General features: G+C 54.6%; 14 protein-coding genes and 1 tRNA gene. 12 read left to right on the plus strand and 3 right to left on the minus strand.

What is annotated here, in order from left to right; all coding sequences use genetic code 11:
- Nucleotides 1–105: 105 nt before the first annotated feature.
- The 3 genes from CWI75_RS16305 (at nucleotide 106) to CWI75_RS18455 (ending at nucleotide 5,461) form a co-directional block, all read left to right on the plus strand.
- Nucleotides 106–2,472 (plus strand): TonB-dependent receptor, encoded by a 2,367-nt coding sequence (locus tag CWI75_RS16305; protein WP_101522598.1) that lies wholly within the window; start codon nucleotides 106–108, stop codon nucleotides 2,470–2,472.
- A gap of 86 nt (nucleotides 2,473–2,558) precedes the next feature.
- Nucleotides 2,559–3,653: an SDR family oxidoreductase gene (locus CWI75_RS16310; RefSeq protein WP_101522599.1), complete on the plus strand. Its 1,095-nt coding sequence runs from the start codon at nucleotides 2,559–2,561 to the stop codon at nucleotides 3,651–3,653.
- A 1,277-nt stretch (nucleotides 3,654–4,930) separates the two neighbouring features.
- The gene (locus CWI75_RS18455) at nucleotides 4,931–5,461 is read left to right on the plus strand and encodes a helix-turn-helix domain-containing protein (RefSeq protein ID WP_162300115.1); all 531 of its coding nucleotides are present in this window, start codon (nucleotides 4,931–4,933) and stop codon (nucleotides 5,459–5,461) included.
- Nucleotides 5,462–6,203: 742 nt separating this feature from the next.
- On the opposite strand, the gene CWI75_RS16320 is transcribed toward CWI75_RS18455, so the two are convergent.
- A tRNA-Leu gene (locus tag CWI75_RS16320) sits at nucleotides 6,204–6,290 on the minus strand.
- Nucleotides 6,291–6,581: 291 nt separating this feature from the next.
- Here CWI75_RS16320 and CWI75_RS16325 point away from each other — a divergent pair.
- Genes CWI75_RS16325 through CWI75_RS16350 form a run of 6 tightly spaced genes read left to right on the plus strand, consistent with a single transcriptional unit; the run spans nucleotide 6,582 to nucleotide 10,438 of the window.
- Nucleotides 6,582–6,857 carry a hypothetical protein gene (locus CWI75_RS16325; RefSeq protein WP_101522601.1) on the plus strand — a complete coding sequence of 92 codons (276 nt, stop codon included), beginning with the start codon at nucleotides 6,582–6,584 and terminating at the stop codon, nucleotides 6,855–6,857.
- A 48-nt stretch (nucleotides 6,858–6,905) separates the two neighbouring features.
- Nucleotides 6,906–7,976, plus strand: coding sequence for a tRNA preQ1(34) S-adenosylmethionine ribosyltransferase-isomerase QueA (gene queA / locus CWI75_RS16330; RefSeq protein WP_101522602.1), 1,071 nt, complete (start codon nucleotides 6,906–6,908; stop codon nucleotides 7,974–7,976).
- 14 nt (nucleotides 7,977–7,990) lie between these two features.
- Entirely contained in the window at nucleotides 7,991–9,094 is a 1,104-nt protein-coding gene (gene tgt / locus CWI75_RS16335; protein ID WP_101522690.1) for a tRNA guanosine(34) transglycosylase Tgt, read from the plus strand.
- Nucleotides 9,095–9,096: 2 nt separating this feature from the next.
- Nucleotides 9,097–9,708 (plus strand): NUDIX hydrolase, encoded by a 612-nt coding sequence (locus CWI75_RS16340; protein ID WP_101522603.1) that lies wholly within the window; start codon nucleotides 9,097–9,099, stop codon nucleotides 9,706–9,708.
- Complete coding sequence (locus CWI75_RS16345; protein ID WP_101522604.1) at nucleotides 9,705–10,229, plus strand: gamma carbonic anhydrase family protein; 525 nt, start codon at nucleotides 9,705–9,707, stop codon at nucleotides 10,227–10,229. Before CWI75_RS16340 ends, CWI75_RS16345 begins: the two co-directional genes overlap by 4 nt.
- Nucleotides 10,226–10,438, plus strand: a complete 213-nt coding sequence (locus CWI75_RS16350) for a DUF1289 domain-containing protein (protein WP_101522605.1) — start codon at nucleotides 10,226–10,228, stop codon at nucleotides 10,436–10,438. Before CWI75_RS16345 ends, CWI75_RS16350 begins: the two co-directional genes overlap by 4 nt.
- Before the next feature lie 11 nt (nucleotides 10,439–10,449).
- Here CWI75_RS16350 and CWI75_RS16355 read toward each other — a convergent pair whose 3' ends face one another.
- Both CWI75_RS16355 and CWI75_RS16360 read right to left on the minus strand, forming a co-directional pair.
- Nucleotides 10,450–11,727, minus strand: coding sequence for an HlyC/CorC family transporter (locus tag CWI75_RS16355; RefSeq protein ID WP_101522606.1), 1,278 nt, complete (start codon nucleotides 11,725–11,727; stop codon nucleotides 10,450–10,452).
- A 92-nt stretch (nucleotides 11,728–11,819) separates the two neighbouring features.
- Entirely contained in the window at nucleotides 11,820–12,623 is an 804-nt protein-coding gene (locus CWI75_RS16360) for a cytochrome C assembly family protein (RefSeq protein WP_101522607.1), read from the minus strand.
- A 97-nt stretch (nucleotides 12,624–12,720) separates the two neighbouring features.
- Here CWI75_RS16360 and ffh point away from each other — a divergent pair, with 97 nt between their 5' ends.
- The 3 genes from ffh to rimM all read left to right on the plus strand — a co-directional run bounded on the left by ffh (nucleotide 12,721) and on the right by rimM (nucleotide 15,129).
- Nucleotides 12,721–14,103, plus strand: a complete 1,383-nt coding sequence (ffh, locus tag CWI75_RS16365; RefSeq protein ID WP_101522608.1) for a signal recognition particle protein — start codon at nucleotides 12,721–12,723, stop codon at nucleotides 14,101–14,103.
- 192 nt (nucleotides 14,104–14,295) lie between these two features.
- Nucleotides 14,296–14,571, plus strand: coding sequence for a 30S ribosomal protein S16 (rpsP, locus tag CWI75_RS16370; RefSeq protein WP_101522609.1), 276 nt, complete (start codon nucleotides 14,296–14,298; stop codon nucleotides 14,569–14,571).
- A 15-nt stretch (nucleotides 14,572–14,586) separates the two neighbouring features.
- Complete coding sequence (gene rimM, locus CWI75_RS16375; RefSeq protein ID WP_101522610.1) at nucleotides 14,587–15,129, plus strand: ribosome maturation factor RimM; 543 nt, start codon at nucleotides 14,587–14,589, stop codon at nucleotides 15,127–15,129.
- Nucleotides 15,130–15,167 lie beyond the last annotated feature (38 nt).

Below are 15,167 nucleotides of genomic sequence, written 5' to 3' on the forward strand. Positions count from 1 at the left end.
TTATGGGCTTCTTTGAAGTGTCCGTAAAAGCGGGGTAGAACCCATTGGTTTTTTACGATTATTAAGGAATAAAAAATCTTCTACATTAATATCAAGGAGAAATAAATGACTAAGAGAAAAGCCATGCCGCAAGTTATTGCCGCTGCGGGTCTGCTAACTATTGTTCCGGTGGGCTATGCAGCGGAGATGATGCTGGAAGAAGTCATAGTGACTGCCCAAAAGAGGTCGGAGAATATTAACGAGGTAGCGATGTCCGTGACCGCTCTGGGAGAGGAATATATCAATAGGCTCGATCTAGATAGTATGGATGATTTGCAGAAGGTGGTGCCTGGGTTTCATGCAACCGTTTCGACATACGGGACTCCAATCTACACGATAAGGGGCGTTGGTTTTCAGGACACATCCTTAGCAGCCAGTCCGACCGTAAGTGTTTATGTCGATGAAATGCCTGTGCCCTATTCGATCTTATCAGGTTATGCCAACCTTGATATCAGTCGTACAGAAATACTCAAAGGTCCGCAGGGTATTCTCTTCGGAAACAACGCAACGGGGGGGGCTATCAACTATATTGCAAATAAGCCCTCTGATGAATTTGGCGCAGAGGTCGAACTCGGCTATGCGAGATTTGGAACGGTCGATTTTGATGGCCACGTAAACATTCCTGTATCGGACAGTTTGTCGTTTCGGCTGGCAGGAAAAATTATTAAAAGTGACGGCTGGCAAAAAAGTACCACAACCGATAACGAGCTAGGCGATCGCGACTTCTCTTTAGCTCGTTTTTCCGCAGCCTGGGATCCGACCGAAAAAGTCCGTGTTCTAGGAACTGTGACCTACGGACAAGACAAATCTGATACCCCTGCTCCACAGTTTTTCCAAGCCGTGGTTCAGAATGCGCAGACCCCCCTGGATCCGGGGTTCCTGAATTTTCCAAAAGCAGGGTCGGAAAATCGTGAAGCCGATTGGAGTAGCTGTATAAATAACTCTCCAACGGAAGACCCGGAGGGGTGTGTTTCTCTAGCAGCAGATAATGATTACATGCACTCGAATATCCGTTTAGAGGTCGACCTAAGTCCAACGATCCTCTTGACCTCCTTGACCTCCTATCAGAAGTTCGACAGATTTCAGCCGGTGGAAAGCGATGGCACGACATTCCGCAATTATGAATCCGTTCAAATGGGCGAGATTGATACCTACTACCAGGAAATACGCATATCAGGACTGCAGGAAAATGGAGCTAACTGGGTAGCCGGCGCCAACTTCCAATTGGACGATACCGTTGACACCTTTCTGCAATCCTATTCAGACTCTTCAAGCAGTCAGATTTTCGGCTTAAAACTCGGTCCAACCCGACCGTTGAGTGATCAGGACGTTGAGACGTGGGCCGTCTTTGGTAACATGGAATATCCCGTCGGAGATTTTACGTTTCACGCAGGTGCTCGATATACAGATCAGAAACGCGACTTCATTGGCTGCGGTCAGGATGGTGGAGATGGTTCCTGGTCCACGATATCGCAAGGCATTCAAAATCTTTTGATTACCGGAGATCCGTTCGTAAACTCATCTTTTCCAGATACGACACAGGGACCAGGAGTTGACGCTGGACCGGGGGGTTGTGGGACCACAAACGAGCCACCAGATTTCGCGCCTGGGTACGTCTATGATAGCCTAGACGAGGATAATTTTTCTTGGCGGCTCGGATCGAAGTGGCAGGCAACGGACGGCACGATGTTCTACGGTAATGTCTCCAAAGGCTACAAAGCCGGGAGTTTTCCAACCGCCGCGACGGCACGTTCGCTCCAACTAATCCCCGCTGTGCAAGAGTCACTCCTGGCCTATGAATTAGGTGTGAAGTCCTCGCTGTTCTCTAGCAGAGTTCAATTGAATGGCGCAGTATTCTTCTATGACTACGAAGATAAACAAATTCGTGGTTCTGTACTTGATCCCGTTTTTGGTCCGCTAGGAGCCCTCGTAAATGTCCCGGAATCCGAGGTAAAGGGGTTTGAAATGTTTGCCACAGCCCTGGTAACAGAGGGGCTTACTCTTCGAGCGGGTGTTAGTTACTCCGATAGTGAGATAAAGGGGGATTTTACAAACTTTAACTATCTGGGTCAGCAACAGAACTTCACCGGTGAGTCTTTCCCGCATGCACCTGAATGGCAAGGGTCTGTTGATGCCTCCTACGAGCATACCTTCTCATCAGGGATGATAGGCTATGTTGGGGCTCTGATCTCTTATCAGGACGATACCTATGCTGGCTTTGGCGAACTTCCGGAACTGGAGGTTGACAGTTATGCACTCCTCGACATGCGAGCCGGCATCGATGCTGGAAACTGGGGTATACGGGCCTGGGGTAAGAATCTCACAGATGAATATTACTGGCGACAGGTTACGAGGGAATTCGGCGATGCCTTGGTGAGGTTTGCCGGGTATCCACGATCATATGGAGTGACTGTGTCCTATCGATGGCAGTAGTTTTCCCTAAATAAGATATTCGACTAAAACTTTCTAAAAAGAGATTAGCCCTATCTAAATCGTCAATCTATGAACTGGAGAAGATTGTGAAGAAAACCGTATTGATAATTGGTGCTAGCGGAGTGGTTGGTTGCTCGGCTGTTGAGTCCTTTCTTGCAGATCCTGAGTGCGAGATAATCACCGTTTCACGTAGACAGCCAGAGGTAAAGTCCAACCGTGATTTCCGCCATATTTCAGTGGATCTACGGGATAGCGAACAAGCAGAAAAAGCCTTTTCTTCTCTGTCGGGAGTGACACACGTTGTTTACGCAGCCTTGTATGAAAAGCCCGGATTGATCGAAGGATGGACCGACCCGGAACAGATGCAAACAAACCTGAGTATGCTTCAGAATGTGGTTAGGCCGCTTGTCTCTAACTCAGAAGTCTTCAAACATATCACGCTACTACAGGGAACCAAGGCGTATGGGATACATCTTCATCCCATGCCTATTCCTGCCAAGGAAAACGCAAGTCGGGATCAACACGACAATTTCTATTGGCTCCAGGAGGACTACATTCGAGAAGCGTCTAATGAGTTTGGCTTTGATTTCACCATACTACGCCCGCAACTCATAATCGGCGCTACAACAGGGGTCGCGATGAATCTAGCACCCGTGATTGGTGCATACGCCGCGATTTGCAACGAGCTCGGCGAGCCATTCGGTTTTCCGGGGGGGCCATCCTATGTATGGGAGGCCGTGGATGCTCGTTTGTTAGCGGAAGTCATTCTTTGGGCCGGTGAAACGCCGGCCGCATCCGGCGAACACTTCAATGTCACGAACGGCGATGTTTTTGAGTGGCGTAACCTTTGGCCCAGCTGCGCCAGCGTGCTGGGCGTAAAGGTGGGTCCCGATTCTTCAAAGCTTATGAGTTCGTTCTTTGAAGATCACGTGCATACTTGGGACGCTATTACCGAAAAGCACGGATTAAGAAAGACATCTTTAATGGATTTGCTTGGGGAATCCCACCACTATGCGGATTTTTGCTTTGCAACCGGGGCAGATGAGCCGCCGCCGCCGGCTTTCGTCAGTACAATCAAACTGCGACAAGCTGGATTTAGCATGGTTCAAGATACGGAGGAGATGTTTAAATATTGGCTAGAAGACCTTATTGAGAGACGCATTCTGCCGAACTTGAGGTAAGTCTATCTCCCGCTCACGGCGACCAATCCATCATCAGTCTTTAAGCCCATATTTAGTATGGAGAGGCTTAAAAGGTCTAGGTGGTGAGGTCGTCTTGTCCGTGTGCTTCTTCGAAAGAAATTAAAGGGATGGACGCCTCACCACTGCACGAATTCTGAAGCTTTGGGCCGGAACCTTATATGATGGTAAGCTGATCATTGGACGCATAGAGACAAAACCAAAGCTTCGGGGCTAAACAGCGCCTCAAGCGCCACGCTCATGTTACTGGCGGCGACCCCGTTTCAGATAGAGCCCTGCCGGCGGCGCTTCGGGTGATGGACCTTGCGCACACAGGACGGCACCAATGTGGAGCGGAACACGACGGGCTCTCCGATCTTTGCCCTGAGTCTGGGAAGCCGTACTTTACTGGGACGATGCCAGTTTGCACTCCCCATTCGACAGGTGACCCTTGTGCACACACCCGTACTCCATACGTCCAGCATCCTGATGCCAGACACCCAGTGACATCCACCCCGACAGTCTGCTGGTGGAGTTGCCGGGAGCCAGTGCGCACCAGTTCGGCTAACCGATTAGCATTCCCTGCTCGACCAACCAGTTCAACATGGTTACGGTTTCCCATATGACGAGCTATTTAGATTAACTGGCGATAAAAGACCGCTCAGTTATGCTGTTTTTTTAAATTAACAGGGGCCACTTTCCGCTGTAGTTAGACGGAACCGAGGCCTTGACCGAAAAGCTGGGTTATGTCAAATTCAAGAGTGCTCGTTAAAAGGCCGTCTATTCGCCGGGAACTTCAGTTGAAGGAGAGCGAGAAGTAGCTCGTGCGTTGAGAGTAGCAGGCGCACAATAATAATTAGGGGTTTAGTTCACGTACGCCTCAAAGATGTGATGGTTTTAATATGTCAACATATAATGAAATGGAAGTTTTGACCGAAACTCTAGACGCTGTGTCTCGGTTTACTGAAAAACATCCAATTGCAAAGTACGAGCAGCGAGAATCGGGTGGGCTTTCAGCCGCTCTTTGGGAGCACTCCCCTAGGTGTCAGACGTTCGCTGGTCACAAGAATACGATTTTGGCTGTATCTCTGAGGGGCGACGCCCGTATGGAGCGAGTGCGCAACGGTGGCACCGTGTGGCGCGGTTTCGCACCAGGAACGACGGTCGTCTTGAGAGCCTCAGAGGCGACCGATTGGGTCCTTGACGGTCGTTTTGAGATGCTTCACGTCTACCTAGATGAAGAGACTTCCAAGCGACTTTGCACAGACAAGGGTGTACCAATGGCAACACCTTTTAGGGATCCGGTTTTATACCAGATAGCTCGGACTGCGGATTATGTTTTGAGGGAGTCAGAAGGCCGTGGGAACTTTGTTGAACCCGTTTTAGATGCGATGCGTCAGTACTGTCTTGATCGTTATCTTGGCACAGAGCCCTTTTCAAAAAACTGCAGTAATAATACTCACGCAGCCGGTGGATTGCCTGGGTTTAAGCAAAGAAAGCTAGAGGAGTTTATTCAAAGCCGCCTAAGCAGCCCCATATTGGTAGAGGAACTTGCTGAAAGGGTAAAGCTTTCACCAGCCCACTTCAGCAGAGCGTTTCTCGCAACTTATAACGTTTCTCCGCATAGGTTTCTATTGGAGAGACGAATAGATAGAGCGGCTGAATTGTTGCGCTCAAGTTTACTGGAGGTGGAGGAGATAGCTTTGAGGACTGGTTTTTCCAGCTCTAGCCATCTGGGTTTTCAATTTAAAAAACAGATGGCAAAAACACCATCGCAGTACCGTCGTGCCCACGCCAAAATCTTGTCTTGACCACGCCGATGTGTGGCATCTGCCTTCTCTACCTCCTGGCACAGTATTCATGTCGAGCAGGTCGCCGGTTTGTGCCGGGAGCGGAGATTAGCGCCCCCAAGCAGAAGCATAGTTTTGAGTTGTGAGCGCAGCGAAGCAAAAATATCATACTCGATCTCTATAGAGTGCTAACGCTGGCATAACGGGCCGGTTTGTGGGGTATAGAGGCCTGTGATCTTCCCCACAATTGCCACCGTAAACGCCTGAGAAGTAGAGAAAATAGGGTCGAAAATACGGTGAAGCTGGCGAAAGCGTGGGGAGCTCGTCCTTGAAAAACGTAATAAATTCATGAAGATAAGAACACAAGCGTTAATGGCTTTTAACCAATTGGTCGCTGGCTAGTATCCAGCGTGCCTTAAACGAAAAGTTATTTAATAGCCGATGCCTTAGATGGTCTCTCATGGTCTTCCGATATGTTTATAAACGCTGTCCAGAAGAGGATTTGAACGTCCACGACTGTAAGGCTATTAGAAATTAAAGAAAGTCGTCAATTGTTTATCAGCTCATGCTGAGATATGTCAAGAATGTAGGAAATCGCACTTTTTAACTTTGACAATACACGTGGTTTAGCCGGCAAAGTGTCGTCGACGGCGTCCCGTATATTTCTTCAGATTACTCCTTTTTGTATCCCAGGTGTATCCCAGAGGCTCTATCCGGGGTATGGGGTAGGAAATAATCCGTTGCGTTTATACGAGGGGGGAGGTGGTACCAGAGGCCGGACTCGAACCGGCACGCCCGTTAAGGCAATGGATTTTGAATCCATCATGTCTACCAATTTCATCACTCTGGCACAGCTGTAATCTTACTATTTTCCCCTTGGGATACAAAATCGCTTGAGAATTTTGAATCCGACGTGTCTACCAATTTCACCACTCCGGCAGAGGGGATACGGAGTGCGCGGGGCACCCCTGGAGAGCGCGCGATTATAGCAACCGGGCCCCAAACTGCAATGATTTTCCTTAACCCGGCAGCTGTTTCGCTGTAGACTTGTCGCCGGCCGGCTCTTTAACGTTGCCTGCCGATATCCCGCGCCCCTCCCGGGGCCGAATTTCTGAGTATCGAAGGAGAAAAGATCGTGGCAATGAAATTGGTTAAAAAGACCGCTGATTACAGTATTTTCCAGCGTGGTGACGAGCGTTATGCCGTCAAGGACGCCAACAAGAAAGCGGTTAATGGCGACGAGAAAGTAGCTATCCTGACCGCCGAAGGCCTGGTCAAGGCGCCTGCGCCCAAGGCACCCGAGCCCGCGCCGGTTGAAGAAGCCGCAGCGGAAGAGCCTGCCGCTGAAGCCGAGGCAGAACCTGTTGCCGAGGAAGCTGAAGTCGAAGCAGCAGTCCCGAGCGAAGACGACAAATAAGTCGGCCGCCAAAGGGTCGAGAGCCGGCTTCAGGCCGGCTTTTTTACAATGAAACTCAGTGATTTCAAGTACCACCTTCCCCCAGAGCTGATAGCCCAGCATCCGCTTGCGGAGCGCAGTGCCAGCCGTTTGTTGTCCCTGGATGGTGCCACGGGTGCGCTGCGCCACCTGCAATTTACCGATTTGCCCTCCTGCCTTGATCCCGGAGACCTGCTGGTATTCAACAATACCCGGGTGATTCCCGCTCGCTTGTGGGGCCAGAAGGAAACCGGTGGTCGGGTGGAGATCCTGATCGAGCGTTTGACGGGTACCTCCACTGCTTTGGCTCATATTCGCAGTAGCAAGTCACCCAGGCCCGGTACCCGAATTTTTCTTACCGCAGCCGAGGGCGATGAACCGGGGCCCTGGCAGCTTGAGGTCAGCGGACGCGAGGGCGCACTGTTCGCCCTGCGAGCACCTGAGGGTGTGGCGCTGCCGACGATTCTGGGAGCCATCGGCCATATGCCGCTGCCACCCTATATTCAGCGCGCCGATGAAGTGATTGACCAGTCCCGCTACCAGACGGTCTATGCCGAGCGCGAGGGAGCCGTTGCAGCACCTACCGCGGGCCTTCATTTTACCGATGCCCTGCTGGCAGAGCTGCAGGCAAAAGGTATTGAGCGCGCGACGGTGACCCTACATGTGGGCGCCGGTACCTTTCAGCCGGTGCGCGTTGAGCGTATTGAAGAGCACCAGATGCACTCGGAATACCTTGAGGTTGACGAGGCGCTGTGTGCCGCGGTCGCGGCGACCCGAAACCGTGGCGGCAGGGTAGTCGCGGTGGGCACAACCGCGGTGCGCTCGCTGGAATCGGCGGCCTGTGGTGGGGGTAAGGTCGCGCCACTCACGGGTGATACTGATATCTTCATCTATCCCGGCTACCGGTTCCGGGTAGTGGATGCGATGATCACCAACTTTCATTTGTCCGAGTCAACCCTGCTGATGCTGGTGAGCGCCTTTGCCGGCCGCGAAGCCATAGCAACGGCTTATCGCGAGGCTATTGCGCAGCGCTACCGGTTTTTCAGTTATGGTGATGCGATGTTCATCACCCCCAGCCCCGATGCCCTGGAGCAGCGATGAATCAAGCCTGTCACATGACCTTCGAGCGCACCGCCAGTGATGGCGCCGCCCGGCGCGGCCGCCTGCAGTTTCCCCGGGGTAGCGTCGAGACGCCCGCTTTCATGCCGGTGGGCACTTATGGCACGGTCAAGGGCATGTTGCCGCGGGACATTCGCGCCATTGGCGCAGAGATCATCCTCGGCAACACGTTTCATTTATGGCTGCGGCCAGGCACCGATATTATTGAGCGCCACGGTGACCTGCATGATTTCATGGGCTGGGATGGTCCGATCCTGACGGATTCCGGCGGCTTCCAGGTATTCAGCCTGGGTGCCATGCGCAAGATCACGGAGCAGGGTGTCAAGTTCCGCTCGCCTGTGGATGGCGCGCCGGTGTTCCTGGACCCGGAGACTTCAATGGCTATCCAGCGCAGCCTGGGCTCGGATATTGTGATGATCTTTGATGAATGCACACCTTATCCTGCCACCGAACCGGAGGCGCGTGCCTCCATGGAGCTGTCCCTGCGCTGGGCCGCTCGCAGTAAAGCGGCCCACGGCAACAGCCCATCAGCGTTGTTCGGTATTGTTCAGGGCGGCATGTACCAGGGTCTGCGCGAACAATCGCTGGCGGGGCTGGAAGCCATCGGTTTTGACGGCTATGCCATCGGTGGTTTGTCGGTGGGCGAGCCCAAGGATGAGATGGTTGCAGTATTGGACGGCCTGCAGCCACTACTGCCCGAGCACAAGCCGCGCTACCTTATGGGAGTTGGGACGCCGGCGGATCTGCTGGAGGGTGTGCGCCGCGGTATTGATATGTTCGACTGTGTGATGCCGACCCGCAATGCGCGCAACGGTTTTATTTTCACTTCGCGGGGAATACTCAAGCTGCGTAATGCCCGCCACAAGACCAGTACGCTGCCACTGGATGAACGTTGTGACTGCTATACCTGCGAGAATTTCAGCCGCGCCTATCTGCACCATCTGGACAAATGTAACGAGATTCTTGGTTCCCAGCTCAATACCATTCACAATCTGCGGTTCTACCAGAATCATATGGCCGGCATCCGTATGGCTATCGAGCAGGGTCGACTGGAGGCGTTTGCGGCTGACTTCCATTCCGCCCAGGCCGAAGGTGTCTGACCATGCCTGGGCGGGTTGATGCCGCGCAGTGTCTTGTTCGCCTGCAAGAAGGGCTGGGTATGCAGCGCGCACCGTGGACGGGGTCCGGCAGGCAGGCTGCCGTGCTGGTGGTGCTGACGCAGGAGGCATCGCCCAGGGTAGTACTTGGCCGTCGCGCCCTGCACCTGAAACTGCATCCCGGCGAGATCGCATTCCCGGGCGGCAAGCGTGAGCCTGCGGATGCCACCCCTTGGGATACGGCTCTGCGCGAGGCGGAAGAAGAGATAGGCTGGCCGCAAACCGCGGTGCAGCCACTGGGTGAGTTGGCCTCCCTGGTCACCCGCTCCGGATTTGTGGTGCACCCGTGCATTGTGCGCGTGGAGACGCCACCACCTTTGCGAGTTGACCCTGCCGAGTTTGATACTGTCTTCATGGCACCGCTGTCGGTATTTGCCGAGCATGCGCGTTACCGTATTGAACGCATGCACGATGGTGTACAGGAGCAGTCGGTGCCCCACTATCAGCTGGATAACGGCACGGTCTGGGGGATAACCGCCAGGGTGTTGGCGCAACTGGCCAATATCGGTTTGCAAGCGGGCCTTGAACTACCACTACACAAGGAGAGTAAAACGTGAAATACAGTCTTGGCGAACATCATGTAACCCTCCAGGGGACGGGCCATTTCATCGCCCCCAACGCAGCCGTTATCGGCAGGGTAACTCTTGGGGATCGCAGCAGTGTCTGGTTCAGCTGCGTGTTGCGGGGTGATGCCGAACGTATCGAAGTGGGTGCGGGCAGCAATATCCAGGACGGTGCGGTGTTGCATGCGGACCCCGGTTTCCCGACGCTGGTCGGCGATAATGTTACCGTGGGTCACAAGGCGATGTTGCATGGCTGCACGGTGGGTGACGGTAGCCTGGTGGGCATCGCGGCAGTGGTGCTCAATGGCGCTAAAATAGGCAGGAATTGCCTGATTGGCGCCGGTGCGCTGGTAACCGAGGGTATGGAAATACCCGATGGCAGCCTGGTGCTGGGCGCCCCGGCCAAGATCCGCCGCCAGCTCAGCGAGGAGCAGCAAGCGGGGCTGGCGCTGAATGCGGGACATTATATAAGCAATGCCGCCGCTTATAACGAAAGCCTGAAGGAGCAGACATGAGTGATGAAAAAGCCGCCGGGAAGGAAAACAGGGAGCCCTCTTCGCCCTGTATATCGGTATGCCTGCTGAACGATGAAGATGTCTGCCTGGGCTGTTACCGTAATGCTGCGGAAATTACCGACTGGTTCATGGCGACACAGGAAGAGAAGCGGGACATTCTGTCGCGGGCTCGCGAACGGCGGCTGGAAGATGGTGGTGTGTGGCTGTAGGACGCTGGCTGCTAGCGTCGATTTTTACTTTTGTTCTTGGTCAGTGAAACCCTTACCGACTGTACAACGTTACCCTGTAATTCCAGAATCTCCATTCGGTATCCGGCAATAACCAGTCCTGCGTTGCCATCCGGGAAGGACTCCAGATGCTCCAGAATAAGCCCGCTCAGGGTTTTGGGGCCATCGGTTGGCAAATCCCAGTTCAGTGCCTTGTTAACATCCCGAAGGTTCGCATTGCCGGCTATGATGTAGCTGCCGTCGCGCTGGGCGAAGATACTGTCGCTGCCGTCGGTCATCTTGGAGGTGAATTCCCCGACAATCTCCTCGAGAATATCCTCCAGCGCGACAATGCCCATTACCTCGCCATATTCGTCAACCACAATGGCGAGGCGCAGCTTGTTTTTCTGGAAGTGCAGCAGCTGAGTGTGCAGCGGCGTACTTTCGGGGATGAAATAGGGCTTGTCCATTTCCCGTTCCAGGGCGCCGCGATCCAGGCCCTGTTTGTCGATAACACGGCTGATGTTGCGCATGTGCAGAACCCCGACGATATCGTTGATGTCGTCGCGCCATACCGGTAACCGGGTGTGGGAGCTCGCCTGCAGGCAGCGCAGGATGTCGTCGTCGCTGTCGTCCAGGTCAATACCATAGACTTCGTTGCGCGGTACCATCACGTCATCGACCGAGACTTCTTCCAGATCGAGGATGTTCAGCAGCATGCCGCGGTGGCGGGCGGGAATAAGGGCGCCGGCCTCGGTGACAATGGTGCGCAACTCGTCGGAGGATACATGCTCTTCCTTGGCTGCTGCCGGGTCAACGCCGAGCAGGCCGAGCAGGCCGTTGGTAACGGTGTTTATCAGCCACACCACCGGGTACATGACCTTCATCAGCGGCAACAACACGACGCTGGCAGGGAAGGCTATACGCTCCGGGTGCAGGGCAGCGATGGTCTTCGGCGTGATTTCCGCGAAAATAAGGATAACCAGGGTAAGCGTTATGGTGGCGATAGCGATGCCGGCGTCGCCCCACAACCGGATGGCGATTACGGTGGCGATGGCGGACGCCAGGATATTAACCAGGTTATTGCCGATCAGGATAAGCCCGATCAGTCGGTCAGGGCGCTCCAGCAGCTGGCCGACTCGTCGGGCGCCGCGGTGCTTCTGTTTCCTGAGGTGTTTCAGCCGGTAGCGGTTGAGAGACATCATTCCGGTCTCGGAACTTGAGAAGAAACCGGAAAGCAGAATGAGGACTACCAGGACTGAGTATAAGAGACCCAGCGGTGCTTCGTTCAAAGCAAGGGCGAACCTGTGGTGTGAGTATGTGGCGTATCTTGAAGAAAAACCGGCCCCGGGGCAACCCCCGTCAACGCCTGATTACATCAGCTTCAGCTGCGCTGTAAAACCAGTTCCAGTACCAGTTTGGAGCCAAAGAACGCCAGGATGAGCAGGGCGAAGCCGCCGAGGGTAAAGCGTACCGCAGTCTGGCTGCGCCAGCCCAGCTGGTAGTGTCCCCACAGTAAGGTGGAGTAAATCACCCAGGCAATGAGGGTAAGCACGGTTTTATGTACCAGGTGCTGGGCAAAAATATCGTCCAGGAACAGGAATCCCGACGCTATGGCCACAGTCAGCAGCAGTACGCCGGCCCAAAGCAGCTCAAACAGCATGGTTTCCATCAATTGCAGGGGCGGCAGAAAGGTGACAATGCCGGTGGCGTGATGTCTTTTTAACTGATGGTCCTGTATAGCGACCAGGCCGGCCTGTGCGGCGGCGAGCGTCAGCACTGCATAGGCCAGTACCGATGAGGCTATATGTACCAGCAGGCCACTATCGATATCTTCCGGGGTAGTGCCGGTATGTGGTGCAAAGGCGGAGACCAGCACCGCTGCCGCTGACAATGGCAGTAACACCACCAGCAGGTTTTGCAGCGGGCGCCGTACCAGCCAGGCAATACAGGCAACATTGATCACAAAAGAAATCAGCGCGGAAATCTTGTAAAAGCCCAGGTGGACGGCATGTTCATCAAAGATGCTGAACCACGCGACCAGCCCATGACAAGCCAGCGCTATGGCGCCCATGGTGAGTACGGCAGGGCTCAGCTTCGGCTGGCGTTGCAGGATATGCAGCAAATGCATACCTGCAGCAGACAGGTATAGCAGCGCGGCAATAATGGCTAGCGGCAATAGTGGCATGGTTTGGGGGTTGGGCCCGGGTGACGTATACTACGCCTAGTTGTACCGATTTGTCTGTTCATAATCAATAGCTCCTGCGTTTGTCGAGACCCTTCCCATGTTCGAAAGCCTTTCTGATCGCCTTTCCCACAGCCTGCGCGCCGTTGCCGGCAAAGCACGCCTCACTGAGGACAATATTCAGGAGACCCTGCGCGAAGTGCGCATGGCCCTGCTGGAAGCCGATGTTGCGCTGCCGGTAGTAAAGGAGTTTGTCGAGGCCGTAAAGCAGCGCGCGCTGGGGCAGGAAGTTTTAAAAAGCCTCAGCCCGGGGCAGGCATTCCTGAAAATTGTACAGGCCGAGCTCGAGTCGGTGATGGGTACAGCCAATGAGGGGCTGAACCTTGCAGTACAGCCCCCGGCAGTCATTCTGATGGCGGGCCTGCAGGGCGCGGGCAAGACCACGTCTGTTGCCAAGCTGGCGCGGCTGCTCAGGGAGCGGGACAAGAAGAAGGTTACTGTAGTGAGTGCGGATGTATACCGCCCTGCAGCAATCAAGCAGCTGGAGACGTTGGCTGCCGAAGTGGGTGCTGATTTCTTTCCCAGCCAGCCTGACCAGAAGCCCGCAGATATCGTCCGTGGCGCTATGGAGCACGCCAGAATACGGTTCAGTGACGTACTGATCATTGATACCGCAGGCCGATTGGCCATAGATGAGTCGATGATGGCGGAAATCGCCGACTTGCATCGTATTGCCCAACCGGTTGAGACCTTGTTCGTGGTCGATGCCATGACCGGCCAGGATGCCGCCACTACCGCCAAGGCCTTTGATGAGGCGCTGCCCCTGACCGGCGTCATTTTAACCAAGATTGATGCCGATAGCCGCGGCGGTGCTGCACTATCGGTACGCTCTGTTACCGGCAAGCCCATCAAGTTTCTTGGCGTGGGCGAGAAAACCCAGGCCCTGGACCCGTTTCACCCCGACCGCCTGGCATCGCGGATCCTGGGGATGGGGGATGTGCTGTCTCTTATCGAGGAAGCGGAACAGAAGGTTGATAAACAGAAAGCGGAGCGTCTGGCGCGCAAGGTCAGGAAGGGCGGGCGGTTTGACCTTGAAGACTTCCGTGATCAGCTGCAGCAGATGAACAACATGGGCGGTATCACCAGCATGCTGGACAAGTTGCCCGGGATGGGCAATCTGGCGCAGGCGGCGCAGCAGAATATGGATACCAAGATGTTTTCCCGCATGGAGGCCATGATTAACTCAATGACGGTCAAGGAGCGGCGCAATCCGGACCTGATTGTCGGCTCCCGCAAGCGGCGCATTACGCGGGGCTCAGGTACCGAGGTTCAGGATCTTAATCGCCTGCTGAAACAGCATAAGCAAATGCAGAAAATGATGAAAAAGATGAAGGGCGGCGGCATGGAAAAAATGATGCGTGGCATGGGGGGCATGTTGCCCCCGGGCGGCGGTCCCGGGGGTGGCGGTTCCCCATTCCGTTAATCGTCTTGTTAGTGGCGCCGCATATGTTGATCGCGGCCCGGAATATAATGAAATTTCCCCGGGGCGGGGCTTTTAAAGCCGGGGTAATTTCCGTATGATACGCCACCTTTGCGGCCGAGCTGCAGGTACTTGCTGTGGATGTTGCGGTTGCTTGGCCGCAGATCCCGACTCATTTTCAGGAAATTACGGAATATGGTAACAATTCGTCTTTCTCGTGGTGGTGCAAAGAAGCGCCCATTTTATCATCTGACTGTCACTGACAGCCGCAAGTCCAGGGATGGCCGCTTTATTGAGCGGGTGGGTTTCTTTAACCCGGTTGCCCGGGGCCAGGAAGCGCGTTTGCGTGTTGATGTAGAGCGCATTGTCTACTGGCAGGGCCAGGGCGCGCAGCTGTCTGATCGCGTGGCCACCCTGGTCAAGGAAGCTCGCGCCCAGGAAGCTGGTGCCCAGGAAGCGAGCGCGGCCTGATCCGGCACGGGTGTAATGAATGAGCCCGTTGTCAGTGAGCGTCTCGTCATCGGCCGGATTACCGGCTGCTACGGGATCAAGGGTTGGGTGAAAATTCACTCCTACACCGAGCCGATGGAAAATTTCCTCGACTACGGCGAGTGGATGATCGAGCGGCGTGCGGGCCTGGAGAATATCAGGTTCGACGCGGGTCGCCGCCAGGGCAAGGGCCTGGTTGCCCACATTGAGGGCGTTGACGACCGCAATCTGGCAGAGACTTACCAGGGTCTCGAGGTCAGTGTAGCAGGCAGTGCGCTGCCCGCGCTTGAGGAAGGCGATTACTACTGGCGTGAACTGCAGGGTATGCAGGTCTGGTGTGTCGAGAATGGCGGGTACGTCCTGCTGGGTACCGTAGATTACCTGATTGATACAGGTGCCAATGATGTCCTCGTCATCAAGCCCTGCGAAGGCAGTGTTGACGAGCGAGAGCGGCTTGTACCATGGCTGCCCGGTTCAACGGTGACACGGGTTGACAAGGATGCGGCAAGAATAGAAGTGGATTGGTGCCTGGAGGACTAGGCAGCGGTTGATGGCGGGACAGGAGGGCGACATGCGGA

This window comes from Kineobactrum sediminis (assembly GCF_002868715.1).
Classification (GTDB): Bacteria; Pseudomonadota; Gammaproteobacteria; order Pseudomonadales; family Halieaceae; genus Kineobactrum; species Kineobactrum sediminis.